Source organism: Litorimonas sp., from assembly GCA_029936425.1.
In the GTDB taxonomy this organism is placed as follows: domain Bacteria; phylum Pseudomonadota; class Alphaproteobacteria; order Caulobacterales; family Maricaulaceae; genus Litorimonas.
This window is the reverse complement of sequence record JAPYSU010000002.1, coordinates 1-24,495: the sequence shown is the minus strand read 5'-3', so window position 1 is coordinate 24,495 and position 24,495 is coordinate 1. Positions and strand designations below refer to the sequence as shown.

General features: G+C 51.4%; 22 protein-coding genes. 13 read left to right on the top strand and 9 right to left on the bottom strand.

Annotated features, from left to right (window positions below; all coding sequences use genetic code 11):
- Nucleotides 1-59 precede the first annotated feature (59 nt).
- Together ACN0IC_RS02015 and ACN0IC_RS02010 are read right to left on the bottom strand one after the other, a co-directional pair.
- A complete protein-coding gene (locus tag ACN0IC_RS02015) occupies nt 60-548 on the bottom strand; it encodes a GNAT family N-acetyltransferase (RefSeq protein WP_416877088.1) in 489 nt (162 codons plus the stop codon).
- On the bottom strand, nt 532-3,288 hold the full coding sequence (locus tag ACN0IC_RS02010) for a peptidoglycan-binding protein (RefSeq protein WP_416877087.1): 2,757 nt from the start codon (nt 3,286-3,288) through the stop codon (nt 532-534). Before ACN0IC_RS02010 ends, ACN0IC_RS02015 begins: the two co-directional genes overlap by 17 nt.
- Nucleotides 3,289-3,483: 195 nt before the next feature.
- On the opposite strand from ACN0IC_RS02010, the gene ACN0IC_RS02005 reads away from it, so the two are divergent.
- The 7 genes from ACN0IC_RS02005 to ACN0IC_RS01975 all read left to right on the top strand — a co-directional run bounded on the left by ACN0IC_RS02005 (nt 3,484) and on the right by ACN0IC_RS01975 (nt 10,165).
- Nucleotides 3,484-4,020: a MerR family transcriptional regulator gene (locus ACN0IC_RS02005; protein ID WP_416877086.1), complete on the top strand. Its 537-nt coding sequence runs from the start codon at nt 3,484-3,486 to the stop codon at nt 4,018-4,020.
- 32 nt (nt 4,021-4,052) lie between these two features.
- Nucleotides 4,053-5,843 carry an acyl-CoA dehydrogenase C-terminal domain-containing protein gene (locus ACN0IC_RS02000; RefSeq protein WP_416877085.1) on the top strand — a complete coding sequence of 597 codons (1,791 nt, stop codon included), beginning with the start codon at nt 4,053-4,055 and terminating at the stop codon, nt 5,841-5,843.
- Nucleotides 5,844-5,910: 67 nt separating this feature from the next.
- Nucleotides 5,911-7,074 (top strand): acyl-CoA dehydrogenase family protein, encoded by a 1,164-nt coding sequence (locus tag ACN0IC_RS01995; RefSeq protein ID WP_416877084.1) that lies wholly within the window; start codon nt 5,911-5,913, stop codon nt 7,072-7,074.
- 50 nt (nt 7,075-7,124) lie between these two features.
- Nucleotides 7,125-7,826 carry a crotonase/enoyl-CoA hydratase family protein gene (locus ACN0IC_RS01990; RefSeq protein WP_416877083.1) on the top strand — a complete coding sequence of 234 codons (702 nt, stop codon included), beginning with the start codon at nt 7,125-7,127 and terminating at the stop codon, nt 7,824-7,826.
- Complete coding sequence (locus tag ACN0IC_RS01985; protein ID WP_416877082.1) at nt 7,826-8,593, top strand: hypothetical protein; 768 nt, start codon at nt 7,826-7,828, stop codon at nt 8,591-8,593. The genes ACN0IC_RS01990 and ACN0IC_RS01985 overlap by 1 nt, the downstream gene beginning before the upstream one ends.
- Before the next feature lie 4 nt (nt 8,594-8,597).
- A complete protein-coding gene (locus tag ACN0IC_RS01980; protein WP_416877081.1) occupies nt 8,598-9,266 on the top strand; it encodes a metallophosphoesterase in 669 nt (222 codons plus the stop codon).
- Nucleotides 9,263-10,165 carry an alpha/beta hydrolase gene (locus ACN0IC_RS01975; protein ID WP_416877080.1) on the top strand — a complete coding sequence of 301 codons (903 nt, stop codon included), beginning with the start codon at nt 9,263-9,265 and terminating at the stop codon, nt 10,163-10,165. Before ACN0IC_RS01980 ends, ACN0IC_RS01975 begins: the two co-directional genes overlap by 4 nt.
- Here the strand turns inward: ACN0IC_RS01975 and ACN0IC_RS01970 are convergent.
- Together ACN0IC_RS01970 and ACN0IC_RS01965 are read right to left on the bottom strand one after the other, a co-directional pair.
- Nucleotides 10,154-11,074, bottom strand: a complete 921-nt coding sequence (locus ACN0IC_RS01970; protein ID WP_416877079.1) for a thioesterase family protein — start codon at nt 11,072-11,074, stop codon at nt 10,154-10,156. The genes ACN0IC_RS01975 and ACN0IC_RS01970 overlap by 12 nt on opposite strands.
- 8 nt (nt 11,075-11,082) lie before the next feature.
- Nucleotides 11,083-11,523, bottom strand: a complete 441-nt coding sequence (locus ACN0IC_RS01965; RefSeq protein WP_416877078.1) for a transcriptional repressor — start codon at nt 11,521-11,523, stop codon at nt 11,083-11,085.
- 178 nt (nt 11,524-11,701) lie between these two features.
- Between ACN0IC_RS01965 and ACN0IC_RS01960 the strand changes: the two genes are divergently transcribed.
- From ACN0IC_RS01960 to ACN0IC_RS01950, 3 genes are all read left to right on the top strand, one after another.
- On the top strand, nt 11,702-12,517 hold the full coding sequence (locus tag ACN0IC_RS01960) for a SapC family protein (protein ID WP_416877077.1): 816 nt from the start codon (nt 11,702-11,704) through the stop codon (nt 12,515-12,517).
- A 138-nt stretch (nt 12,518-12,655) separates the two neighbouring features.
- Entirely contained in the window at nt 12,656-14,746 is a 2,091-nt protein-coding gene (locus ACN0IC_RS01955; protein WP_416877076.1) for a protein-disulfide reductase DsbD family protein, read from the top strand.
- Nucleotides 14,747-14,797: 51 nt separating this feature from the next.
- Nucleotides 14,798-15,421, top strand: coding sequence for a thioredoxin family protein (locus tag ACN0IC_RS01950; protein ID WP_416877075.1), 624 nt, complete (start codon nt 14,798-14,800; stop codon nt 15,419-15,421).
- A gap of 61 nt (nt 15,422-15,482) precedes the next feature.
- On the opposite strand, the gene ACN0IC_RS01945 is transcribed toward ACN0IC_RS01950, so the two are convergent.
- Nucleotides 15,483-16,706 carry a kynureninase gene (locus ACN0IC_RS01945; protein WP_416877074.1) on the bottom strand — a complete coding sequence of 408 codons (1,224 nt, stop codon included), beginning with the start codon at nt 16,704-16,706 and terminating at the stop codon, nt 15,483-15,485.
- Between the two features lie 73 nt (nt 16,707-16,779).
- Here ACN0IC_RS01945 and ACN0IC_RS01940 point away from each other — a divergent pair, with 73 nt between their 5' ends.
- Nucleotides 16,780-17,742, top strand: a complete 963-nt coding sequence (locus tag ACN0IC_RS01940) for an alpha/beta hydrolase (protein WP_416877073.1) — start codon at nt 16,780-16,782, stop codon at nt 17,740-17,742.
- A 19-nt stretch (nt 17,743-17,761) separates the two neighbouring features.
- Here ACN0IC_RS01940 and ACN0IC_RS01935 read toward each other — a convergent pair whose 3' ends face one another.
- The gene (locus ACN0IC_RS01935) at nt 17,762-18,490 is read right to left on the bottom strand and encodes a flavodoxin family protein (RefSeq protein ID WP_416877072.1); all 729 of its coding nucleotides are present in this window, start codon (nt 18,488-18,490) and stop codon (nt 17,762-17,764) included.
- 150 nt (nt 18,491-18,640) lie between these two features.
- Here ACN0IC_RS01935 and egtB point away from each other — a divergent pair, with 150 nt between their 5' ends.
- Nucleotides 18,641-19,912 carry an ergothioneine biosynthesis protein EgtB gene (gene egtB, locus ACN0IC_RS01930; protein ID WP_416877071.1) on the top strand — a complete coding sequence of 424 codons (1,272 nt, stop codon included), beginning with the start codon at nt 18,641-18,643 and terminating at the stop codon, nt 19,910-19,912.
- Nucleotides 19,913-20,860: an L-histidine N(alpha)-methyltransferase gene (gene egtD, locus ACN0IC_RS01925; protein ID WP_416877070.1), complete on the top strand. Its 948-nt coding sequence runs from the start codon at nt 19,913-19,915 to the stop codon at nt 20,858-20,860.
- Nucleotides 20,861-20,926: 66 nt separating this feature from the next.
- Here the strand turns inward: egtD and rpsP are convergent, their stop codons facing one another.
- From rpsP to ACN0IC_RS01910, 3 genes are all read right to left on the bottom strand, one after another.
- Nucleotides 20,927-21,451: a 30S ribosomal protein S16 gene (gene rpsP, locus ACN0IC_RS01920; protein WP_416877069.1), complete on the bottom strand. Its 525-nt coding sequence runs from the start codon at nt 21,449-21,451 to the stop codon at nt 20,927-20,929.
- A gap of 43 nt (nt 21,452-21,494) precedes the next feature.
- Nucleotides 21,495-23,114 (bottom strand): signal recognition particle protein, encoded by a 1,620-nt coding sequence (ffh, locus tag ACN0IC_RS01915; RefSeq protein WP_416877068.1) that lies wholly within the window; start codon nt 23,112-23,114, stop codon nt 21,495-21,497.
- A gap of 289 nt (nt 23,115-23,403) precedes the next feature.
- Nucleotides 23,404-24,108, bottom strand: coding sequence for a toll/interleukin-1 receptor domain-containing protein (locus ACN0IC_RS01910; protein ID WP_416877067.1), 705 nt, complete (start codon nt 24,106-24,108; stop codon nt 23,404-23,406).
- Nucleotides 24,109-24,495: the final 387 nt, after the last annotated feature.

Sequence of the window (24,495 nt, the reverse complement as noted above, 5' to 3'; positions counted from 1 at the left end):
AGGTCGGGGCTTTTTTGTGGCCTGTCATCAGTCGACGTGGTTGTTTTTGGATCGCCGCTTCAAAGCGCCAACCTCATATATCGGCTCTGTCCCGCGAGTGGGTTTTCATAATATTGGGGAATGTCTTCAAACCCCAATTTTTCATAAATCGCATTTGCGTGGGTCAGCCCCGGATCCGTGTCGAGATAGAGGTAAGTATAGCCGAGTCGGCGCGCTTCGTTGATAACGGCTTGGCTTAGTTTTTCACCAAGACTAAGCCCACGTCCGGCCGGGGCAACATATAAGCGTTTAAGCTCAATCACATCAGGTCTGAGCAGTTTAAGTCCTACCGCGCCAAGAGGTGCTTTGCCCCGTTTGGCCAGAAAAAGGGCGGAGTAGGTTTGCGGAAATTCCGCAAATTCTTTTTCTGTTCCCTGAAAGGAAAGATCCTGACCCAGATATTTCGTGACAAAGGTCAGGTAATCCAGAAAGAGCGACTTAACGGCGGCAATATCTTCCGTCGTCTCAGCTTTTACGATCTGGAGCTTAGCTTCAGGCGCGGCTGGCATTTTCCAGGCGATCCATCAGAGCGGCGCTAAGCTGGCCGGTTTCGCTTAAATCATTGGCCCGTTGAAACCCAAGAATGGCGTCCCGGGTCTTGTCGCCCATAATTCCGTCGGCCGGGCCAATATCAAAGCCGAGATCGGTGAGTAAAATCTGTACCTGTTTAATTTCAGCTTTTTTTTGCGCGTCAACGGACGGACCTTTCTGGGCCCATGGTAAGTCTTTAAACACGCCATTGGCTGCGGCATCTATTTTGACCGGTGTGAAGCTTTCTATACGTGCTTTGGCCGCATTAACATCCGCCTCCGACATTTGCGTTTCAAGCGCGTCAATTCTGGCCGCGGCTGTCTGGTCGCCTTGGGCGCCCGCAATGGAATACCAAAAATACGCATCCGGAAGGCTGGGTTTCACGCCCTGTCCATTTTCAAACAGAATGGCGAGATTAAACTGGGAGTCGACAACGCCCCGCTCGGCAGCTTTTTCAAACCAACCGGCTGCTACGCCCATATCAACAGGAACGTCACCATTTCCATAGGCGTAATAAATCGCAAGGTCATGCATGGCGATGCGATTGCCAGCGCGCGCGGCGCGTTCTGTCAATTCGCGAGCCAGAGCTGTGTCTTTTTCAACACCAATACCGCTCTCATAAATCTTGGCGAGACGGTATTGCGCCGCCGGGAGGGTTTGCGAGGCGTTGCGGATCAACTCTATGCCGTCATCGATGCGGTTCTGTTCGAGATAAGACAGGCCAAGCTGGAACTGCGCCACATCATCCCCGGCGCGGGCCGCGGATTCGAGTGTGCTAGCTTCACTTTCTGGAATAATTGGCGCGGTATTGTCCTCATACTCTCCAATAGGCGCGACCATTTCATTTTCTGGATCAAATGAAGGTCCGCCTGGTGCCATCACGGATTCTTCATTGGCAAAGTCATCAGGTGAAATTGCCTGTCCAGCCTGTGGCAGTTCGGATTTAGGCTGAAGGTTGATCGTGTTGCCAGAACCATCACTTAAAAAGGATCTGGCCACAAACAATGTAATTAAAGTCAGACCGGTCGCCAGTGCGGCAACCCGTAGATTGCGCGGCGTCAAAAGCGAGTTTCCGGATCTCGCCTTTTTCTCTTTGCGACGTCGTTTTGCGTGTGGCTCGTTTCCGCCTATACGAACGGCCTCCATCGGGGCTGTCTCCGTTTCGGCATAGGCGGGATCGGCATAGGGCAGGAGCGGATCACCCGCCGCCATGGTGTCTATATCCTGATACGTGTCGTTCTGATATGATTCCGGGGAATAAGGGGATGGTTGATAAGGATCGGAATTGTGGCCATCTACGCTGTCTTCAGCGGCGTCAGGCAGAATTTCTGCGGCAAATTCCGGTGAAGCAAAAGCCGTTGCGGCGGATTGCTGCAAACCATGTGGCACGTTGGGCTGAGCGTATGGGTTATCTTGATGAAACGCCGCCGGATTAAATTCGACGGGCCCTGGCGAGCCTGACTGGCCGCCTTGCTGAGCAGGGCTTTGACCGTAGGGATTATCCCCGCTTCCATGAGTCGGGCTAAATTTGACAATATTGCTGACACGGGACGGATTGGGCGCGGCATGTGGACGAGGGGCTTGAGTGGCGGTTTCGGAAACATAAGACGGCCGACTTTCAGGAGTCTGCCCAGAGCCAAAATGGTTGCTTTGGGCTTTCTCGCTTTGCCGTTTGGCATCCTGCAACTCAGACTGTGTTTGAACGAAATCCTGACCCATAATATCTGTCTGAGTCTGTAGCACCGCAAAGCTTGCATCTAATTCGCTTATTCGAGCCTGTAATTTTTCAACCTGTCCAGAGAGGGCAGAAACATTTGCAGACATTTTATCTGCCAGGTCATCGGGCCGTTTGAGAGCGGCCTCTCGCTCCGCCGCTTCCAGGGACTTGAGACGCTCTTCCATTGAATTGGTTTTTCGGTCAAACTCCGCCTGTGTCTGAGCGGCAATGTTAGACAGTTTATCCCTGACGCTTGCCTCCATCCGGGTTTGGCGGGCTTCCATGGCCTCTGAAAGCGTTGCGACTTTACCGCCGATAGTCCTTACAGCGTCAGCCGATTCAGTTTCGATAGAGTCGATTTTTTGAGAAAGTTGTTTTTCAACGAGGCTTAACGCGTTGGCGGCTGCGATCTGGTCTTTGACAATTCTGTCTTCCACAGCTTTGGCCAGATTGGCCAGGTGACGATTGACTTTGGCAATCGCTTTGGCCTGATGGGTCTCCGTATTGTCCAAGCGCGACAGGGCCTGCGCAACAGCTGCTTCGACCCCTGACGGCTGCGGGTTGGCCAGTGCTGAGGCGAGGGCGGCTTTAATCTCATTACGTGTTGTCGCGAGACTTTCTTCCAAATCGTTTGATAGACGACCAACACGGCGAGACAGAGCGGACTTTTGCGAGTCACTTTCTTTTTGAGTCCGCGTATCCAGACTCTCAACGACACCCTCTAGGGCCTTTACACTTTTTCGGGTCAGTGTGTCGGCCCGCTTCATCCGGGTCTCAAGAGACTTCAAGGCAGATTGCATCTCTGCCATCGTCATTTTCTTAGGTGTAGATTTTTTGGAAGCGGATATCTTTGAACTCGTTTTTGAAGGTGCTGTCTTTTTGCGAGAGGAGCGTTTTTTAGTTTTAGACGTCTTTTTGTCAGCCGCACGCGGCACTGTTGTACCTGACGCCGATTTTCCCGGCGTTTCCTTCTCGCTGTCTTCTCCTGACGACTGACTCATTTAGCGCTCAAACTTTTGCATATGTTGCACATGCCATGAACAATTAAGAATCACTCATGCCCTTTGGATTAAAATGACCTCATCGTGGTTAATACGCCGTTAAAACATTAACCTTTTGACGAGGAAAAGCTTACAATTCTAAAAAACCCAGAAATTATCAATTGACGTTTACGTTAACGTAAACTAATAAAGGGTATGTTTAAACAAGTTCATAACTCACAGGACGCCGATTGGGGTATTCGCCAATTTGCCGATATGTTTGATGTTACGACACGAACTTTGCGCTTTTACGAAGATAAAGGCTTGCTGAGCCCGGATCGCGATGACGCAGGGACGCGGCTTTACGGAATAGCTGACAGAGCGCGTTTCGAACGCATTATGCGGGCCAAGAGAATGGGCTTTTCTCTGGATGATATCAAAGCGGTTCTGGATGTGACCGAGGGCAAAGTTTCCGATCGGAAAGAGCTGGAAACCCGTAAGTCCAATTTCCAGTCAGTGCTGCGCGGCCTAAAGCGCCGCCGCGAAGATATTGATATTATGGCGCGCGATCTGACTGAAATAGTTCAGATTATTGATGAACATCTCGCTGAGACCGAAGAAGAACCAAGCGTAGAAAGCCTCGCCGCCAAATATGAAGCCGCTTTTAAAAAGAGCTTTGCCCATTCCGATGGCGGACAGGGCTACAGCTTTGACTACCAGGCCGACGATTTTGCCGCTCCCAAACACTCTTAAATTCCCTTACATAGACATCAGAAGGAAAACCCATGCCAAGTTATAAAGCCCCCATCCGCGATATGCAGTTTCTGTTGCACGAAGTGCTCGGATTCGAAGACCTGCAATCATATGAAGCGTTCTCAGAAGTTGATCGTGATCTGGCCGACGCTGTGCTCGAACAAAGCGCGAAATTTGCTGAAGAAGTTCTAACGCCGCTCAATGCCGTGGGCGACCATGAAGGCTGTAAACGTCATGAAGATGGGTCGGTCACAACTCCGACAGGTTTTAAAGACGCCTTCAAACAGATGACAGAAAATGGCTGGACCGGCTTGTCGCTGGATCCGGAATTTGGCGGGCAGGGCATGCCGGGCATGCTGGGGATTGCCGCCTCTGAAATGTGGACGTCGGCCAATATGTCCTTTGCCATGTATCCGGGCCTGACGGGCGGGGCGATCAAGGCCATCATGTCCAGTGGTACGCCGGAGCAAAAGCAGACTTATCTGCCGAAAATGATTGCCGGCGAATGGACAGGCACAATGAACCTGACCGAGCCGCATTGCGGAACGGATTTGGGCCTCCTTAAAACCAAGGCGGTTCCCAACGGAGACGGCACTTATAAAATTTCCGGACAGAAGATTTTCATTTCCGCTGGCGAACACGACATGTCTGATAATATTGTCCATCTCGTCCTCGCCCGTATTGAGGGCGCGCCGTCCGGAACGAAGGGCATCTCTCTCTTTATCGTGCCGAAGTTCAAACTCGACGAAAACGAGAATCCGGGCGAGCGTAATGCTGTCTCTTGTGGCTCTATCGAAGAAAAAATGGGCATTCACGGCAACTCGACCTGCGTCATGAATTACGATGAAGCGGAAGGTTATCTCATAGGCGAAGAGAATAAGGGCCTTCGGGTCATGTTCATCATGATGAACGAAGCCCGTATCGGCGTTGGCCTTCAGGGTCTTGGTCAGTCCGAAGTGGCGTATCAAAATGCGGCCATCTACGCCAAAGACCGTCTGCAAGGTCGTTCCCTTGCCGGCCCGCAAGAAGAAGATAAACCTGCCGATCCCATCATTGTCCATCCCGATGTGCGTCGTATGTTGATGGAAACCAAGGCCTTTAACGAAGCGGGCCGCGCGCTCCTTTACTGGGCGGCCAAACATGAAGACATCGAAAAACATTCAGACGATGAAAAACTTGTCGAAAAATGTGATGACTATCTCGGTCTTCTGACCCCGGTCGTGAAAGGTTACCTGACCGATATGTCGATGAAGACGACAATTGACTGCCAGCAAATTTTCGGCGGTCACGGCTTTATCGAAGAATGGGGCATGAGCCAGTTCGTCCGCGATAACCGCATTGCTCTAATTTACGAGGGCGCCAACGGTGTTCAGGCGCTTGACCTCGTTGGTCGGAAACTGGCCCGTCACGGCGGCCGCGCGCTAATGACGCTGAACAGTGAAATCGGTGAGTTCCTGAAAGAGAATAAAGACAAGGAAAACCTGTCCGAGTTCATGGACGGCCTCGGCGGCGCTCAGAAAAAACTGACCGAAGCCACCATGTGGCTGATGCAAAACGGCATGTCCGACCCCAATAATGCGGGCGCCGGCTCCGTTGACTACATGCACATGATGGGTCTCTCGACATTGGCCTATATGTGGGCCCGAATGGCTGTGGTCGCGCAAGCGAAAATTGACGAAGGCTCGAATGAGAAATTCTATCCGAACAAACTCATTACCGGGCGTTTCTTCATGCTCCGTATGCTGCCAATGCTCGACGCCCACCTTGCCAAAATCAAGACCGGCGCAGAGCCTGTTATGGCGCTCGAAGAAGCGGCGTTTTAGATAGACGGCAAATAATAAATGACCCGGCCATTTGGCCGGGTAAATATAATCAAAGAGGAAAGACTTAATGGCCGATAACGTACTCGATTTCAAAAACCCCGATTGGTATGACGAGGAGGATATCAACATCTTCCGCGAGGCCGTTCACGGTTTCTATGCGCGCGAAATGGCGCCGCATTCCGAAAGTTTCCGCAAGAATAAAAAAGTGGACCGGAAATACTGGAATATGGCCGGCCAGATGGGTCTTTTGAACGCGGCTATTCCCGAAGAATATGGCGGAGGCGGCGGAGATTATCGCCACGAAATGATAATCATGGAAGAGCTGCCCCGTGCCGATGTGGACGGGTTTGGCTTGTCGCTCCATAACGCGATTGTCGCGCCTTATATCCTGCATTACGGCACGGAAGAGCAAAAGCAGAAATGGCTTCCGCGCATGGCCTCCGGCGAACTTGTCGGCTCTATCGCCATGACCGAACCGGGAACCGGGTCAGATCTTCAAAACGTCAAAACCACGGCCAAAAAAGACGGCAATGGCTGGGTCATTAATGGCTCCAAGACTTTCATTACCAATGGCGGGACGTCCAATCTGGTGGTTATCGTGGCCGATACGGGCGGCGAAGGCAAAATGTCCAAATCCCTTTTTGTGGTAGAAACCGACGATCTCGAAGGCTTCCGCCGCGGCCGCATTCTCGACAAGGTCGGGATGGACGCGCAGGACACAGCCGAGCTGTTCTTTGACGATATGAAAGTCCCCGCTGACGCACTTCTCGGCCCGGAGCCGGGACACGGCTTTATTCAGCTTATGAAAGAGCTGCCGCAAGAACGTCTCAACATCGCCGTTCAAGGCGTCGCGCAGATGGAAGAAGCGCTTCGCCTCACCATTGAATATTGCAAAGAACGTCAGGCCTTTGGCAAACCGATCCTCAATTTCCAGAATACACAGTTCGAACTGGCCGAGTGCAAAACCATTGTCAAAATCGCCAAGACATTTGTCTATGACTGCGCCGCGAAACATCTCAAAGGTGAACTCGACACGGTGACAGCGTCCATGGCGAAATATTGGGTCACGGACAAAGAATGCGAAGTCATTGACCGCTGTCTCCAACTCCATGGCGGCTATGGCTTTATGAATGAATACCGCATTGGCCGCATGTATCGCGACAGCCGGGTACAGCGGATTTATGGCGGCACAAACGAGATCATGAAAGTCTTGATTGGCCGGAGCCTCTAGGCAATTCGTTCCCGCACCGCATGCGGGGACAACTTCTGTTAGGAATAAAAATGACCAACCTTGTCACTTACACACTCGACGGTAACGTCGCCACAATTGCCATGGATGACGGCAAAGCTAATGTCCTCTCCACCGCCATGATCGGTGAATTAAATGAGGCCTTCGACAAGGCCGAAAAAGACGAAGCGATTGTCATTCTGACAGGGCGTGACGGTATGTTTTCCGGCGGGTTCAACTTGAAGGAAATGCAGGCCGGGCCGAAAGAGGCGATGACGCTCACCTCGCTCGGCTCAAAACTGGCGCGGCGAATTCTGGAGTTTCCCCGCCCGGTTATCGCGCTCTCGACAGGTCACACAATTGCTATGGGGGCGTTTCTCCTTTTGGCGTGTGATTATCGAATGATTGCAGACGGCGAGTTTAAAATCGGACTGAATGAAACCCTTATCGGTATGACCATGCATAATTTCGGGATTGAGTTGGGACGCTACCGTCTGGCGAAAAATTACTTTAATCGCTGCGTCATAAATGCCGAGATTTTCAATCCGAAAGGCGCGCTTCACGCCGGCTTTATTGACCGCATTGTTGCAACCGATCAGATGCCCATGGCGGCAAATTTGGCCGGGCAGATGTTCGGACAGCTGAATATGACGGCTTTCGCGAATACAAAGAAACGATCCCGTAAAGAGATCTTTGCCATTCTGGATCAAGCGATTAAGGATGACCTCGATCCGGAGAAAATTCACGCCGTCTAATGAAGTATATTGAAGACTCTATCGATATGACGCTGCCTAGAGCCTTACTAACTTCGTCAATCTGTTTTTTTATGATGGGGTTATTATTTGCGATAGGACAGACCGGTTATCTCGGCTTAGAGTATTTAAATACTTTTGGATATGTGGACTTTATTCGTAACACTGCAATAGCTTTACCGTTATTAATTGGTGGGGTTTTTTTACTCGGGATTCTAAATTTTCTATTAAATTTCATCAATATATTTAAAATTCTTTATTTAGCGATTAAAGAAGACACTAAATCTAACACATGGAAACTTTTTAGCGTCATAAGTTGTTTAATCCCAATAATATTAATTCTTTCGGCGTTTGGGTATTTCGTTTTCCTTCCGCTTTTCCAGGAAAACGAAACTCCTATTTATTTAACATTATTGTTTTTCGCGATTTGGTTTCCTGTCGCGTTAATTGGAATAAGCATGAGTAAATATAGAGAATATTATCTCACTAAAATGCAAACCGAAAAAAGCACTTCCCAAAAAAAGAAAATTCCACTTTTATCCATAATGGGCTTTGGCCTGTTTTTGTCTCCAATCTTTGGATTGGCTTCAATTCATGTGCAAGATCAAGACCGGCCGGATGCCAAAATAGAATTTTTAGATAAAGAGGTTTTGGACGTGAACATATTAGCCAGTAACTTTAATGTGATTGCAATTTATTCTGATGGTGAAGTTCAGATTATAAATAGATCATATCTTAAACGCATTCGAAGGGTTAAAGAATTACCATGATCCAATGCACAAACTGATCGCCAAAAATAAACAAGGCCGCGATTTCGTCGTGGGCGATATTCATGGGCGTTATGATTTGCTGAAGGCCGAGATGAAAAAACAGAATTTCAATAAAAAGACTGACCGTCTTTTTTCTGTTGGCGATATCATTAACCGCGGTCCGGACAGCCTCAAATGCCTGAACCTTTTGAAAAAGAAGTGGTTTTTCATGGTGCTCGGCAATCACGAGGAAATGATGGTCGAAGCGGTTCAATCCGGGAGCTTGAAAAGCTGGGCGCGCAGCAACGGAAAATGGCTCGGAAAAATCCCTCGCAAGGATCAAAAAAAATGGGCCAGGATCTTAGCCAAGCAACCTGTCTCTCTGACGGTTAAATCAGGCATTTATCGCGTCGGAATTTGCCACGCTGAGCCGGACGGGACCTCTTGGCGTAAGACGAGGGACAAGGAAAAAAGCCGGTCCACAATGCTCTGGGGCCGCCGGGTTCTACGAAACCGCAAGAAGACGAAGGTCAAAGGCGTCGATTTTACGGTACATGGTCATACGCCCCTCGACTCGGCGCGTTGGCTCGGCAATCGTTATTTTCTGGATACGGGAGCCTGGTATTCGGACAAGCTGACCTTCCGCCCGCTAGATGACATTTACGCAGAATATCAAGAACGAAGCAAAAAATGATGCCCCCATATTCAGACGTTGATCGCCGTGAACATGCGGTGAAGGACGGCGTTTTATCCGGCGTTCATTTCGGCCCGACAGAAGGCCCCATCCAGCTCCTCATGCTCCATGCCAATGGGTTTAATGCCAGAAGCTATCGCGTGATCTTAGAGAATCTCCCGATCCATAGCGTCTCTCTGGACTTGCGGGGTCATGGCTTTTCAACCTTGCCGTATAATCCTGAAAAGCTCAGGACCTTTTATCAATTCCGCGATGATGTTCTGGATTTTATTGACCGCGACGTCGAAGGCGAACTTGTCATTGCCGGACACTCTCTTGGGGCCTCTGTCGGCGCGTTATGCGCCCCCGCGCTCAAAGGAAAACTGAAGGGCTTTGTCGGGTTTGATTCCCCTATCATGCCGTTTTGGATGAGGCCTTTTTTCCATATTCCGGGGTGGGTCGAGATGATGCAAAACCGCTTGGCAATTGCGTCTAAGGCGGGGCGTCGCCGGTCAGAGTTCGGCTCGATTGAGCAGGCTTATGAACGTTATCATAAGCGGGGCATATTCAAGAAATTCTCTGATGAGGTCCTGATGGACTATGTACTCGGCGGATTAAAGCCCAATGGAGACGGCTGGCGCTTGGCTTGCGATCCAAAATGGGAACAGGCAATATATCCAGCGCACGGACATAACCTTTTCAAAGCGGCGCGTAGCCTTCCGAAAGAGAACACACAAATTATTTTCGCAACGATCAATGCCCCCAACACTTTTCTGTCTCGGGAGAGAATGAAAGCCATCGTCGGGAAGAATAATGTGCACAGGCAGAACGGTTTTGATCATATGTTTCCGCTCAACAAACCGGATTTTGCCGAAGCGGCCCTTAGGCGGGCCATAGAGACGGCTCGCTTAGGCGTGTAAGCCTTCAACCATTGCTTTATTGACCTGTTCAACCTGATCCGGGGTGGTTTTTACCAGACTTCGAGTTTTCGTGTTGAACAAATATCCGACGGCGACTGTACTCATATAACTCTGGCCCGTTATGGGATTGAGCAAATTATGCAAAATGGTTCGCGTATAAGTATTTGCGCCTAAAAACCCTGGCACATAAGCATAGGCGTCACCGGCTTCGGGCCAGCTGTGAAAGACGGCGCGCGCTTCCAGCAATGCGGCCATGCCGCCGCCTTTTCGGTAATCCGCATCATGAATTTCTGGCCAGCCTTCATTGTACCAGCCGATAGAGGAGGTGGTTCGGCCAAAAAAAGCCTGGGGGGTGACGCGCCCGGTATTGTCTGTTTCCTGGGGTCCAAACACGCCGGCGCCTGACGTTTTTAGTCCAAGGGCGTGTAAGTCCGACAAACTCATGCCCGTTTGAGGATCCGACAAATCAATGTTGCGCGGTTTGGCCGGGGCCGGAAGCTGCACTGTAAACGTGTCTATTTGATCTCTAACGCGCGATGGCCAGTTAAATTTTCGCATTTCGCGCAAATAGACATGTTCAACCGTTTCCACGACAGTTGCCGCTATGCGTCCATTGGCATGATACATAATATGACAGAGCTGCGCGGTTTCGTCTTGCAGCGAGACCACACCGCTCTCGATTTTTAGCGGGTCGCCGGGGCGGGCTTCCGCCTGATATTTGATATGAAAGTCTTTGACGCGAATAGAGCTGGCAGTGTCTGTTTTAAACGCTTCCGGCAAGCCCATTCGAATTATGAGTCCGGCCCGCGCTTGCGCCGTCTTATAAACATAGTGGCGCATATTGAGATGGCCAAGTTCGTCACATTCCCATGCGGAGCATTCCCCCGCCCATGTCAAAGTAAAAGCCATATTTCAGATCACGCGGCGCATTTGGCGCATTGGCCGTAATGTTCGACGACGCTCCGGCGGATTTGAAACCCGTCCGGTTTGCAGTCCGCATGGTCATGCGCGTGTCTTTCTTCAACAGATTGGCATTTCTCACAAATGAAAAACTCTGCCAAATGTCCTTTGCCGCCGTGATCGCAGGCAATGAAGGCATTTAGTGCTTCGACCCGGTGTATCAGACCGTGTTTGGACAGAAATTCGAGCGCTCTATAGACGGTGGGCGGTTTTGGCGAGCCCAAATCGGGCTCCAGACGGTCTAAAAGGTCATAGGCTTTGACGGCGCCGCCATCGGACATGATAAGTTCCAGGACATGCTCACGAAGCGGCGTAAATCTCTCGCCTTTTTCCAATACCGTTGCCCGGGCAAGTTCGAGACGGTCTTCAAGGGTTTGTGATGTGCCGTGATCAGTCATAGTTTGCGGGTCTTAAACTGTTTTGCGTTGCTGTGAAAGGAATCAATCCATTATTGAACGCATCATTTAAATTGTTTAAGGCCTTGCGGAGAATAACGCTCCCTTGATTGAATCAGGCGGGGCGGCTGTCATTTCGACGATTAACTTTTATGAAACCGCCATTCGGGGAAGGACCACCATGGCCAAAAAACCAGACGCCAAAACATCCGGCAATCAGAATGCAGGTAATCAATCTCCTGCCATTACCGGAAATGTAATGTTCTATAAAAACCCTCAGCCTTTGACAAAAGACAACCATTCCAAATTTGGAGTGAAGCCTGTCGATAAACCTTTTGAGTTTATGAAGGATCAGCATTTTCTACCTTTGACAGCGCCTGAATTTGGGTCCGCTGCGGCTTCCATGCCGATTATTTTTGCGGGTGAGGAAAAGGCTCCTCTCGCGGTTATGGGTATTCGCCAGCAGGAAAACCTCTTTGTTGATGAGGGTCAGTATAATCAGGATTACTACATGCCGGCCTTTGCCCGCCGTTATCCTTTCGTGTTGGCCGGAGATCAGGCCAATGACCGCTTTATTGTCTGTGTCGACACAGAAGCCGAGTGCGTGACAGATAAATCCCCGACGCAAACCTTCTTTGATAAAGATGATACATCCGCTTTTACCAAAGAAGCGTTCCAGTTTTTGCAAAATTACGAACGTGACCGTCAGGCGACGGCCAAGATGATAGAAGATTTCAAAGCCGCCGACTTGTTTGAGTCAAAAGTCATGAACTTCCGCGGAAATAATCCGGACGGCTCCGAAGCGCCGCTTCAAAAAATTGCGGATTATTTCGCTGTCAGCGAAGAAAAAATGAAAGCTCTGCCGGCAGAGAAACTGAAAGAGTTTTCAGACAGGGGATATCTGGCTGTGGCCCATGCCCATCTTGTTTCTCTTGGAAATTGGCAGCGTCTGGTCAATATGACCTTGCGGCTTCAGGCGGCTAAATCAGCCACATAATTTCGCAACTGTAAAAAATTTAAACCCGGATTGGAAACAATTCGGGTTTTTCTTTGTCTGCCCCTGAGCTCTTCACCTCTGCGTTATCAGCCGAGAAAGGCCGTTTCCTCACACCGGTGAATAAAGTAAGACCCCTGTATGAAAGCCTTTTTTCTTAGCCTTTGCCTCTTCTTTGCTGCTTTAGTGCCAAGCTATGCCGCAGAAAGCGAATCTGTGGATACAGGTAAGGTGGTCGCCTCTCTGGTCAGTTCACATGACAGCGCCGCGCCTGGCGAAACCATAGAACTTGCCCTCAGAACAATCTTGGATCCCGGCTGGCATACTTATTGGCGTAACCCCGGCGATAGCGGCGAGCCTGTCCAGCTCGACTGGCAATTACCCGAAGGCTGGGAAACGGGGGAAATCACCTGGCCGCTGCCCATGACCCTGCCGACAGGGCCGATTATCAATTACGGTTTTGAAGGCGCGCCGCTTTTTCCGGTCTCCGCCGTCGTTCCGGAAACGGCAGAGCCTGGAACAATCCAAACTCTAACGCTCGATTTTTATTATCTGGTGTGCGCGGATATCTGCATTCCGGAAAATGGCAGCGCGTCCATTGATATGCCGATTGGGGAAAGCGTGAAAGACGCCCGCTGGGATGTACTCATTCAGGACGCGGTAAACACATCTCCTAAGCCAGCGCCGATTGCTGCTGTTATAAATCAGGAAGCGGAAGAGGCGGTTTTAACCCTGGCCGATCTACCGGAAGGTGATTTTTCAGAAAGCTATTTCTTTCCCTTTGATCAAGGCATTGTGGCGCATTCAGAGCCGCAAACGGTTGCGAAGGGCGAAAACGGAATAGAGATTCGCACGTCTTCCGAATATGGGTGGGATAACGGCCTGCCGGATCAAATTTCGGGCGTTCTCTCCTATCAACAAAACGGCGTGCGGACGGGGTCGGAAATAAATGTGACTGTGGGTGAAAGTCTGGATATCGGACTGGTCGCGAGCGCGGGCGATGCTGCCGCCGTGAGGGCTGGATCCTTTACACTTATCGGCGCGATTTTCGGGGCTCTTATTGGCGGCCTTATTCTTAATTTGATGCCATGCGTCTTTCCGGTCATCTCCATGAAAGCGCTCAGCATCGCGAAAACGGCGCATGGGGAACGGGCGGTCATCCGGCGCGAGGCCTGGGCCTACACCGCAGGGGTGCTTGCGACCTTCCTCGTGCTGACAATTTTGCTTATCGCGCTTAAAGCCGCAGGCAGCGAGATAGGGTGGGGTTTTCAACTACAATCCCCATTGGTCGTAGCAGGTCTCGCCCTTTTGATTTTCGCTGTCGGTTTGAACCTGTTGGGCGTTTTCGAATTCGGGACGTCTTTTCAGAATACCGGCTCAAGTCTGACCACAAAAGGCGGCGTTCGGGGATCCTTCTTTACAGGACTCTTGGCGGTGATTGTGGCAACGCCCTGTACAGCGCCGTTTATGGCCGGGGCGATTGGTTATGCAGTCGCTCAACCCGTGGCCGTAACAGTGGCCGTTTTTCTGGCACTGGCCATCGGCTTTGCCCTCCCGTTCTTACTTATTGCCTATGTGCCGCGCCTGTTGAAGGTTCTGCCCAAGCCCGGCCGCTGGATGGTGCGGTTCAAGGAACTTCTTGCCTTTCCCATGTTTGCCGCCGCGATCTGGCTTGTCTGGGTCGTCAGTCTTCAGGCCGGATCAATGGGATTGTTAAAGGTCTTGAGCGCCATGCTGCTTCTTGCCTTGGCGGTCTGGGCCTTTAAAAGTTCAAAAAATTCGATAAAGAGCCTCGCCGTACTTGTCGGTGTTTTGGCTCTCTTTGTTATTATTTCTATTCGGCCGGGTTCAGCCACGACCGTGGATTTGACTCATGAAGCGTGGTCTACTGAGCGCGTGGATGAGCTCCGTGCAGACGGGCGTGCCGTCTTTGTCGACTTCACCGCCGCTTGGTGCGTCACCTGCAAAGTCAATGAAACGCTCGTTCTGGAAAATGATAAAACCAAACAGCTTTTCCTCGATACCAATACCGCTTTTCTCGTGGCTGACTGGACCAATAAGAACGATGAGATCGCGCAGGAACTGGAACGCTATGGCCGGGCCGGCGTTCCTCTTTATCTGGTCTTTCCATCTGGTGACAATTCCGTGAGCGCCGAAGTTTTGCCTCAAGTTTTGACATATGATGTGATAAAAGACGCCATTGAAAGAGCTAAGGACGGCTCGACATCCTGACACTCCGTATATCCGGGGGCAGGATTCAAAAATAAATGTGAGGACAGTTTCATGCGTATGATGACTAAATTTGCTGCCGCAACTCTCAGCGTCGCGGCTTTAACCCTTTCAACGACCGCCTTGGCCGAAGTGGCAACGGGAAGTCAGGTTCCGGATATGACGGTTACCGATTCTAATGGGAAAACGCACAACCTTTCAGATTTTGAAGGCAAAAGAGTTGTTCTGGAATGGACCAACAAGGGCTGTCCTTACGTCCAGAAGCATTACGGTTCTTACAATATGCAAAAGCTGCAAAAATCGGCAACGGCTGACGGCGAAACCGTTTGGCTCACCGTAATTTCCAGCGCCCCCGGCAAGCAAGGATATGAAGACGGCGAAAGCGCGAATGAATTGATGGCGGAATGGGACGCCGCGCCGACGGCCGTCATTCTCGATCCTGAAGGGGATATGGGCAAAGCTTTTAATGCCAAAACGACCCCGCATATGTATGTCATAACGCCGGATCAGACTTTGGTCTATCAGGGCGCGATTGACGATAACCGCTCATCAAACCCAGCAACGATTGAAGGCGCTGAAAATTATGTCGCTTCTGCCTTGGCTGATCTGGATGCGGGCCGCCCGGTCGCCACGGCGGAAACAGCGCCTTATGGCTGTAGCGTAAAATATAAGAGCTAGGCCATCGAATAGCCCTAATAAATTTAGCCCGCCTCGAGCGGGCTTTTTTATGAGCAGGGAATTAAGTGACCTTTGAACGGGCGTGATATTCCGGCGCGTCCCAGCTTTTCGTCTCTATTATTTCTGCTAAGGCCCCCATCAAGTCCCAGACATCGACGTAACGCAGATAGAGCGGTGAAAATCCGAACCGGATTGTATCTGGCGTGCGGAAATCGCTTTGAAACCCTTTGGCGTGAAGCGCGCGGGTAACGGGATAACCGTTCTCTACCTTTAAACTGACATGTCCGCCGCGTTTGGAGGCTTCGCGCGGCGACATCACGTCAAGACCAATATCTTGCGCTCGAGCGATACATAAATCTCCCAAAGCTCCGGATTTTGCTTCCAGGGCTTTCATGTCTAAGCCCTCAAATGCGTCCAGAGCACCTTCCAGAGCAGATAAAGACAATATTGGAGGCGTGCCGGACGCAAACCGGGCAGCATCTTCTCTGGGCCTGTACTGTCCGTCAAATTCAAACGGAGCGGCATGTCCCATCCAGCCGGGCAGGGGCGTATGTAACTCTGGCAGGAGGTGTTTCTCGGCGTATAAAAAAGACGGCGCGCCCGGGCCGCCATTTAAATATTTATAGGTACACCCGGTTGCGAGTTTGGCGCCTACAGCTTTCATATCCAAAGCGATGACGCCTGTGGCATGACTCAGATCCCAGAGGATTAGGGCGCCTGACTCCTGCGCCTTATCTTCATAAGCTCTCATATTGACCCGCTCGCCGGAGCGGTAGTTTACGGCGCTCTTGATATAAATGCCGCCCTCGGACAAGGCGTTAAAATCCTCACCGGGGTTTACGCGCCGACACGTCACATTCGTCAACTCCGCAAAGGCCTGGGCGATATACTGATCTGTTGGAAACTCTTCGGCATCCACACAAATCTGCCGCGTGCCTTGCGTGAGAGGCAGAGCGCTGGCGGCGAGTTTAAAGAGATTGACGGAGACTGTATCCGTCACCATCACTTCATCCGGCTTAGCTCCGATGAGGCCGGAAAGTTTCCCGCCGAGCTTGGCCGCAAGGTCAAACCAGCCCGCACTGTTCCATGACCCGACAAGTCCCTTGGCCCAAGAGTCAGCCGCGCAGTGGTTTAACTTCTCTAACGCCGCATTGTGAGGCGGCCCGAGAGAATGCCCGACAAGGTAAGTCACATCGTCGGGCAGTTTAAATTGGGCTCTAGCCTTCGCCAAAGGGTCTTGGGCATCGAGGGCTAAAGCCTCATCTCTTGTCGTTGCAATTTTCATAGAATTGTTTTGCATGACATACCCGGGATTGACCAGTAGAGTTTCTCATACATTTCAAATGAGACCTGATGTCATGATTAAATATAGCTTGCACGTCCTGCTTGGTTTTACAGCGCTTACTCTGACAGCGTGCGAAACCACCCCAATCCAAACGTCCGAAGCCTCAATGGCCGAAAAGGAGATTGTTATGAACGAGCCTGCACCTCTCATGAGCTGGCCTGATCTGACTAACCGTCGAAAAGAGGCGCCGACAGAAACGGTTCGTATTGGAGATGGGGAAACCGAAATTGTGGATGTCTGGCTCCCGGAGGGGCCGGGGCCGCATCCAGTCGTTCTGATGGTGCATGGCGGATGTTGGCAGAAATCTATCGCAGATCGAACTCTGATGAATTACGCCGCCGAAGCGATGCGCAACGAGGGTCTCGCCGTTTGGAACATCGAATATCGGGGCGTTGATGAAGAGGGCGGAGGCTATCCCGGCACGTTTTACGACGTTGCGAAAGCCGCTGATGCCCTACGGGAGTATGGCGAAGAGTTTAATTTGGATCTGAGTCGTGTGGCCGGCTTTGGTCATTCCGCCGGGGGACACTTGGTCACTTGGCTGGCGGGGCGAAAAAACTTGCCTGCCACAAGCGTCTTGGCCGGAGGCGACCCTCTGCAAATGCTGGGAGTTGTCAATTCCGGTGGTTTGGCGGATCTAGAGGCGTCCGAACCACTAACCCTGAAAAGCTGTTTAGCGGAAATCAAAGGTGAGTTGATAGGGGAGGCATCTGACGCCCGTCCGGACCCGGTCTCCGATACCTCAAGCGATCGCCTATTGCCTACGGGCACAGTGATATACAGCGTCAACGGCGAAAGAGATCGTATCGCCCCACCTGCTCTGGGCGATGATTTTACCGCCAAAGCTAAACAAGCAGGCGATAAGGCCAGAGTGATTGTCATACCGAATGAAGGTCATGTCGAACTGATTGCGCCAGGCTCCGACGCCTTTGAGAAGCAGGTTAGCCTCCTAAAAAAGATACTGGGCGAGGATTAATCCTCGCGACCAAACCGGGCTAAGAAATTGAACGGTCTGGTAATTCGAATCCAAACCTTTCGCCGTCTCCCCAGGCCTTTCGATCATTTCCGTATTTGGGAAAGCCTCCATTGGATTTGAGCAGATGAGCCAGTTGCATCAAATTCCAAGTCATGATCGTCGTGTTTCTTTGCGTAAAATCACTGTCGAACCCGGTTGTCCCGTTCTTTTGTTTGTCTCCAAAGGAAGGTCCGGGTCCTATTTCGCCGATCCATCCGCAATCCGCTTGTGGCGGGATCGTGTAGCCTAAATGCTGCAACGCAAAGAGAAGGCTCATTGCCGTATGTTTTACGCCGTCTTCATTCCCCGTAATGACAGCTCCGCCTGTTTTGCCGTAAAAAACACTCTGGCCGTCATCGTTTAGCTTGCCGCTCATCGCGTAGAGACGTTCAATAAGAACGCGGCAGACGGAGCTTTCCTCGCCGAGCCAAAGGGGCGTTCCAATAATGAGGATATCCGCCGCTTTAACCGTCTTCCAGATTTTGGGCCATTCATCCTCATCATAACCGTGCTCCGTCATATCAGGATAAATCCCCGGCGGCACGATATGGTCAACCATGTGAATCGTTGTGACGTCCACCTCCGCTTTGGTCATTAAATCAGAGATAGCGTCCAGAAGAATCCGGGTATGAGATTTCTTTGCCTTTCGCTTTAAAGAGGTATTGAAAATTACGGTTTTCAGATCTGGAAATTTTGGCAAAGTCGTCATGAGGGGCTCCGGGAGAAGGTAAGGTGAGACGGAATTCCACTGTTTCAATGGTCCAGAGTTGACTTTCGTTCCGAACAGGGGCGCAAAGACGAAGGAACCATCCAGCGGGCTTATGTGTTCGTAAAATAACTTTTACCAAAAGGACTGACCATGATTGCCTCTCCCCGCGTGAAGAAAATGGATGCCGATAAACTCGAGTCCAAGTGGGAAAATTTCAGAAAAGGCAGAGAGGTTACGGAGAGTTTAGCCGAAAATCTGAGCGATGCGGACGCCACCGTACAATCCATGCCGGATGCAAGTCCAATGAAATGGCATTTGGCGCATACAAGCTGGTTCTATGAAGAATTTATCATTGTCCCGGAATGCGGTGAAGAGGCGCGGTTTGACCCGAATTTTTCCTATCTTTTCAATTCTTACTACGATGGAGTCGGCGACCGCCACGCGAGAAATCGCCGCGGCATGCTTACCCGACCCGCTCTAGACAGGGTTTTAGAATATCGCCGTCATGTTACGTCACATATGAAGTCGCTCATCCTGGGCGGAAATCCGCGTTGTCTTAAACTGCTCGAGCTCGGTAGAGCCCATGAGGAGCAGCATCAGGAATTGGCGCTCACCGATATATTGCATCTATTTTCGCAAAATCCGCTCCGGCCGAATTACCGTCCCACACGGCCGGTCTCCTATGACCGAGACACATCGGAAATGGGATGGACCAAGTTTGAGGGCGGCATAGTCGAGATCGGTCATGACGGAGACGGATTTCACTTTGATTGCGAAGCCCCGCGCCATCAGGTGATTTTGCGCCCCTTTGAACTGGCGAACCGAACAGTGAGCAACGCAAACTGGATGGCGTTTATGGAAGCAGGGGGTTATGAAGACCCTGCGCACTGGCTGTCTGATGGATTTGCCGTGTGCCAAAGCGAAAATTGGAATGCGCCGCTCTATTGGTTTGAAAATAATGACGAGTGGTGGAGTATGACCTTGCGCGGGCCACAGCCGATAGACCCCGACGCCCCCGTTCAAAATATTAGCTATTACGAAGCCGACGCGTATGCCGCCTGGGCTGGCGCGCGGCTTCCGACCGAGGCGGAGTGGGAATTCGCCGCGAAAGACTATCCTCTGGAAGGAAACTTCTTAGGCTCGGAGCGACTTCGGCCTCAGCCGCAAAGCACTGCTGGCGGTCAACTGAGCGGGCTTTTCGGCGATGTCTGGGAATGGACAGCCAGCCCCTTTACGCCTTACCCGGGTTTTACCCCGTCCGAAGGCACAATTGGTGAGTATAATGGAAAGTTTATGAGTAATGTTATGGTGCTAAAGGGCGGTTCTTGCCTGACATCGCAGAGACATATTCGGGCGAGTTATCGGAACTTTTTTCATCCGGACAAGCGGTGGCAATTCTCCGGCTTGAGGTTGGCAAAATAAATGTCCGATGAATTTGCGAATGACGTGGCGGATGGCCTAGGCGCCGCTCCGAAAACCCTACCGTCTAAATATTTCTACGACGCCGCCGGGGATGATCTGTTCATTCAGATAATGGATCTGCCGGAATACTACCTGACACGGGCCGAAATGGAGATATTCAGAGAGCAAACCGACTCTTTGATCAAAGCCCTCGGCCAGAGCCCGGAAAAGCCTTTCGAATTGGTCGAGCTCGGGGCAGGGGATGGCCAGAAGACGTTTCACCTTTTAAAAAAACTTCTCTCCGATGGATATAATTTCACGTATGTTCCCGTCGACATTTCGGCGAATGTCTTGGAGCATTTGAAAAATCATCTGACGAAGGAGCTTCCTGATTTGAAAATCAGGATAGAACAAGGGGATTATTTCAAACGTCTGAAAGGGCTGCAGGAAACCGCACAGCCGAGAGTCATACTCTATCTGGGCTCAAATCTCGGAAATCTGACGGATGAAAAATCCAAAGCCTTCATGGAAAAGCTCTCCCGCCGCCTGACGCCCGGGGATCGACTTGTTCTGGGCGTAGACAAGAAAAAATCGGCAGACATTGTGCTGCCGGCCTATAATGATTCCAAAGGCGTGACAGCGGCGTTTAATCTCAACCTGCTCAAGCGGATCAACAGCGAACTCGGCGGAGAGTTTGATCTCGCGCAGTTTCGACACGCCCCGGAATATGACGAAGAAAACGGGATTGCGATCAGCTATATCGAAAGCCTGGCGGATCAGGATGTAGAGATAAAAGCGATTGACCAGCTTATTCACTTTGCAAAAGGCGAAAAAATAAAGGTCGAAATTTCCCGAAAATATGACCTCCCGATTATCCGCAATATTATTGCGGATACGCCGTTTGAAATCGAGACGGTGTTTCAGGATTCACAAGAACACTTTTTCGATATTGTGCTTTTGCGGAATTAAGCTCGGCTGGAAAAATAAAAAGCCCGACCATCTGGCCGGGCTTTAAAATTCAGACTGCCGTAAAGACTACTCTTCTGATTTTTTCTCTTCGGCGTCTTCGGCCTTAGTTTCTTCAGCAGGTGCTTCGTCAGCTTTTGCCTCTTCTGCAGGGGCGTCTTCTTTTGGCGCGTCTGCTTCGGCTTTGGCGGCTTCTTCAGCGGCCTTTTTCGCTTCTGCTGCGGCTTCTTTCGCTTCAGCTTCAGCCGCTTTGCGGGCTTCGGCTTTCTCGGCGCGCTCTTCTTCGCGCTCTACAGCTTTTTGGCCTGGCTTGCCTTTTTGCGGGTTATTGCCGTGTTTCCAGTCCCAGAGACCTGCCGCGCCGAGGAAGCGAGCCACGCGCTCGGTCGGGCGGGCGCCTTTTTCGAGCCAGGCTTTACATTTTTCAACGTCAAGCTGGACGCGGTCTTCGGAATCTTTCGGAAGCATTGGGTTATAACGCCCAACGATTTCGATGAAGCGGCCATTTCGTGGAGAGCGGGAATCCGCCGCCACGATACGGTAGTAAGGACGTTTTTTGGCGCCGTGACGGGCCAGACGAAGTTTGAGAGCCATGATGTTTTCCTTTATAATCTAGCAATCGGTTTAAATTCTAATGTTACTTTTTCTTCCCAAAGGGATTTCCGCCCCCGCCGAGACCGGGCAGGCCGCCCCCTTTGGAGCCCCCGAGACCCGGAAGTTTTCCGCCGCCGCCTAGACCCGGCAATTTGCCAAGCCCGCCGGGGAGCTGTTTCTTGAGTTCTTCGAGCTGTTCAGGATCCATTTTGGACGGATCAGGCATACCGCCCATTCCGCCTTTGGAGCCGGGCATCATCCCGCCGGGCATTTTCGGCATTCCGGGCATTCCGCCCATTTGCTGCATCAACCCGGCCATGCCGCCTTTGCCCATCTTTTTCATCATATCGGACATCTGGCGGTGCATTTTAAGTAGCTTGTTGACTTCCTGCACGCTCATACCAGAGCCGGCCGCGATACGTTTCTTGCGCGAGGCCTTCATCAATCCGGGATTGCGGCGCTCTTCCATTGTCATGGAATAGATTATGGCTTGCTGCTGTTTGAGCAGCTGATCATCCACACCGCCAGCAGCGTCGAGCTGCTTTTTCATTTTGCCCATACCGGGCAGCATTTTCATCAGGCCGCCCATGCCGCCCATTTTCTGCATCTGGCCGAGCTGTCTGGCCAGATCGTCAAGGTCGAACTGACCTTTGCGCATTTTCTCGGCGGAGGCCGCAGCCTCTTTCTCGTTGATAAACTCAGACGCTTTTTCAACGAGGGAGACAATATCGCCCTGACCCAGAATGCGGCCCGCAAGACGTTCCGCGTCAAAGGCCTCTAGCCCGTCAAGCTTTTCGCCCGTGCCGAGGAATTTAATCGGCAAGCCGGTGACGGCGCGCATGGACAGCGCCGCGCCGCCGCGTCCGTCGCCGTCAATCCGTGTCAGCACAAGGCCCGTCAGGGGCAGGCGTTCATTAAACCGTTTGGCCGTTTCGACCGCGTCCTGGCCGGTCAGACTGTCGGCCACCAAAAGGGTTTCGGTCGGCTTGGTTTCTTTCGCAATGGCGTCGACCTCGTCCATCAATTCGTCATTAATGGTCGTCCGGCCGGCCGTATCGAGGAAGACGACGTCATAACCGCCCTTGGCCCCTTCTTTCATCGCCCGCTTGGCAATGTCCAATGCGCTCTGACCCGGAACGATCGGGAGGAAGCCGACATCCGCCTGTTTGGCGAGCATGCCGAGCTGCTCCATCGCCGCCGGACGGTTCGTATCGAGCGACGCCAGAAGGACTTTTTTCTTGAGTGACTTCTTGAGATAAAGCGCCAGCTTGCCGGAGGTCGTTGTCTTACCAGAGCCCTGAAGGCCGGCCATCAGAATGGCAATGGGCGGGCGCGCCTGAAGGTTTAAGAGGTTCGCTTTGGCGGCCTCTTCCTTATCGGCGTCTTCATCAGACAGCGTCCCGCCAAGCATGTCGATAAGCGCGTCATTGACGATCTTGACGACCATCTGGCCGGGCTTGATGGATTTGATGACCTTTTCGCCCACAGCTTCGCGGCGGACTTTTTCGACAAAATCCTTAACAACGGGCAGGGCGACATCAGCTTCGAGAAGCGCCACGCGAATCTCGCGCATGGCGGAATTGACGTCTTTTTCCGACAAAGCCCCTCGGCCTGTCAGATTGTCAAATACGTTTCCGAGCTTATCACCAAGCGTCTCAAACAAATCTTTACCTCAATATCGTTGGCCCAAAGCAGAAGAGCCGCGGTGAACGTAACACGTCGACCACGGGACCCCGTCTGCATCATGCACAGCGCGGAGCGCAGGAGTAAATCTGCGCAGAATTGCGCGGCGTTTACGGGAAGTTGGGGGGATAGTCAAGTGAGAGGGGATTTGGGGTAAGGTGTTTTAAAGATTGATATATAAAAATACACCGACGCTAAATTGGAGGGTTGAGTTGGCCTACTGTAAATAGTGATTTTACGGAATTATGCAGTTTGCTTTGTTATAAAACCTAGACGGCGACTAGCTCGGCGAGCTTAGTCGCAACATCTGCCATAGCCTCTTCTTCAGTGCTCAGGCCGCTTCTAGATCCTAATAAAGGGCTTACCTCTCGGAGAGCTTCATAATTCGTGTCGTGCACTATGGGAACCAGTAGGTCTCGCGCTAAGAGTGCTGAAAGTTCTTTATCGGCAATGCCCTCTCCACGAACGCGACTTAGAAACGCAGGAGTAACTAACACAATACCAACTCGCGATTTGGCCAGCCCCTTATCGATTTCGCGCAGCAAAGAGGCACCTAAAAGAACATCTTTTTCACTGAACCAAACCGACACACCGAGTGATTCGAGTAAATCATGGAGTTCCTTAGCCGTTCCTTTTCGATCATCCCACGCGTGACAGAGAAAGACATCACGAAGATCTGGTACGGCTGATCGCTTTTCGATGCTTTCACGAACTGGTGTTAATGTTCGTAGCTGAGCCGGTGTGTAACTTACGGACGAGCTTGCTGGCGACCATCTTGGTTTACTTGTTCCTCCCCCTGTTCCGGAGCCTCGTCTGCTCCCAGTGCTCGCCGAGCGAGAGTGTGGAGTCGAATGTGACACGTAGCTGCTATAGCTACCGTAACCACTATAGCGGCCTCTACCTCTACATGCTGGGCATGCGGCGGCTGCAGCTGCTGAATTGTGTCCGCGTACGGGTGCTGTGCATCTTGCCATATAAAATTCTATATGTAGTTGTATTTCAACTGGCAAGTACTAATTTTGTTTGAGGCGCTGAATTCTCTTATTCATTATGAGAAGATTTATAATATAGGAGTTTCCTTAAGTCTCTGTTTATCGCCACTCCTGCCATTCATCATTGGAAAATCCCGTTCCTGCACTAGCGAATTTGGCCTAATTATTCTTTCCCCGTTCGCGGGGTTTGAGCTAAAGCGACATGAAATCTTGTGACGCGAATGGTCCCGCGTGGCAGGGATGGGGAGCGGTTTACACCCGTCCGTTTGAATGGAGCGCTATTATCCCCTCTCCCATGGGGATTTGAACCCAAGAATGATTGATAATCATTTGACGTGAAAGGGTGCCCGAAGGGCGGGTGAGGGGCTG

Excerpts from the sequence above, each read along its gene's own strand:
- ACN0IC_RS01985 (WP_416877082.1), top strand. The coding sequence starts at position 7,826 with ATGAAGTATATTGAAGACTCTATCGATATGACGCTGCCTAGAGCCTTA.
- ACN0IC_RS01990 (WP_416877083.1), top strand. The coding sequence starts at position 7,125 with ATGACCAACCTTGTCACTTACACACTCGACGGTAACGTCGCCACAATT.
- ACN0IC_RS01995 (WP_416877084.1), top strand. The coding sequence starts at position 5,911 with ATGGCCGATAACGTACTCGATTTCAAAAACCCCGATTGGTATGACGAG.
- ACN0IC_RS01955 (WP_416877076.1), top strand. The coding sequence starts at position 12,656 with ATGAAAGCCTTTTTTCTTAGCCTTTGCCTCTTCTTTGCTGCTTTAGTG.
- ACN0IC_RS01960 (WP_416877077.1), top strand. The coding sequence starts at position 11,702 with ATGGCCAAAAAACCAGACGCCAAAACATCCGGCAATCAGAATGCAGGT.
- ACN0IC_RS02005 (WP_416877086.1), top strand. The coding sequence starts at position 3,484 with ATGTTTAAACAAGTTCATAACTCACAGGACGCCGATTGGGGTATTCGC.
- ACN0IC_RS01975 (WP_416877080.1), top strand. The coding sequence starts at position 9,263 with ATGATGCCCCCATATTCAGACGTTGATCGCCGTGAACATGCGGTGAAG.
- egtD (WP_416877070.1), top strand. The coding sequence starts at position 19,913 with ATGTCCGATGAATTTGCGAATGACGTGGCGGATGGCCTAGGCGCCGCT.
- ACN0IC_RS02000 (WP_416877085.1), top strand. The coding sequence starts at position 4,053 with ATGCCAAGTTATAAAGCCCCCATCCGCGATATGCAGTTTCTGTTGCAC.
- ACN0IC_RS02010 (WP_416877087.1), bottom strand. The coding sequence starts at position 3,288 with ATGAGTCAGTCGTCAGGAGAAGACAGCGAGAAGGAAACGCCGGGAAAA.
- ACN0IC_RS01945 (WP_416877074.1), bottom strand. The coding sequence starts at position 16,706 with ATGAAAATTGCAACGACAAGAGATGAGGCTTTAGCCCTCGATGCCCAA.
- egtB (WP_416877071.1), top strand. The coding sequence starts at position 18,641 with ATGATTGCCTCTCCCCGCGTGAAGAAAATGGATGCCGATAAACTCGAG.
- ACN0IC_RS01935 (WP_416877072.1), bottom strand. The coding sequence starts at position 18,490 with ATGACGACTTTGCCAAAATTTCCAGATCTGAAAACCGTAATTTTCAAT.
- ACN0IC_RS02015 (WP_416877088.1), bottom strand. The coding sequence starts at position 548 with ATGCCAGCCGCGCCTGAAGCTAAGCTCCAGATCGTAAAAGCTGAGACG.
- rpsP (WP_416877069.1), bottom strand. The coding sequence starts at position 21,451 with ATGGCTCTCAAACTTCGTCTGGCCCGTCACGGCGCCAAAAAACGTCCT.
- ACN0IC_RS01940 (WP_416877073.1), top strand. The coding sequence starts at position 16,780 with ATGATTAAATATAGCTTGCACGTCCTGCTTGGTTTTACAGCGCTTACT.
- ACN0IC_RS01970 (WP_416877079.1), bottom strand. The coding sequence starts at position 11,074 with ATGGCTTTTACTTTGACATGGGCGGGGGAATGCTCCGCATGGGAATGT.
- ACN0IC_RS01950 (WP_416877075.1), top strand. The coding sequence starts at position 14,798 with ATGCGTATGATGACTAAATTTGCTGCCGCAACTCTCAGCGTCGCGGCT.
- ACN0IC_RS01980 (WP_416877081.1), top strand. The coding sequence starts at position 8,598 with ATGCACAAACTGATCGCCAAAAATAAACAAGGCCGCGATTTCGTCGTG.
- ACN0IC_RS01965 (WP_416877078.1), bottom strand. The coding sequence starts at position 11,523 with ATGACTGATCACGGCACATCACAAACCCTTGAAGACCGTCTCGAACTT.
- ACN0IC_RS01910 (WP_416877067.1), bottom strand. The coding sequence starts at position 24,108 with ATGGCAAGATGCACAGCACCCGTACGCGGACACAATTCAGCAGCTGCA.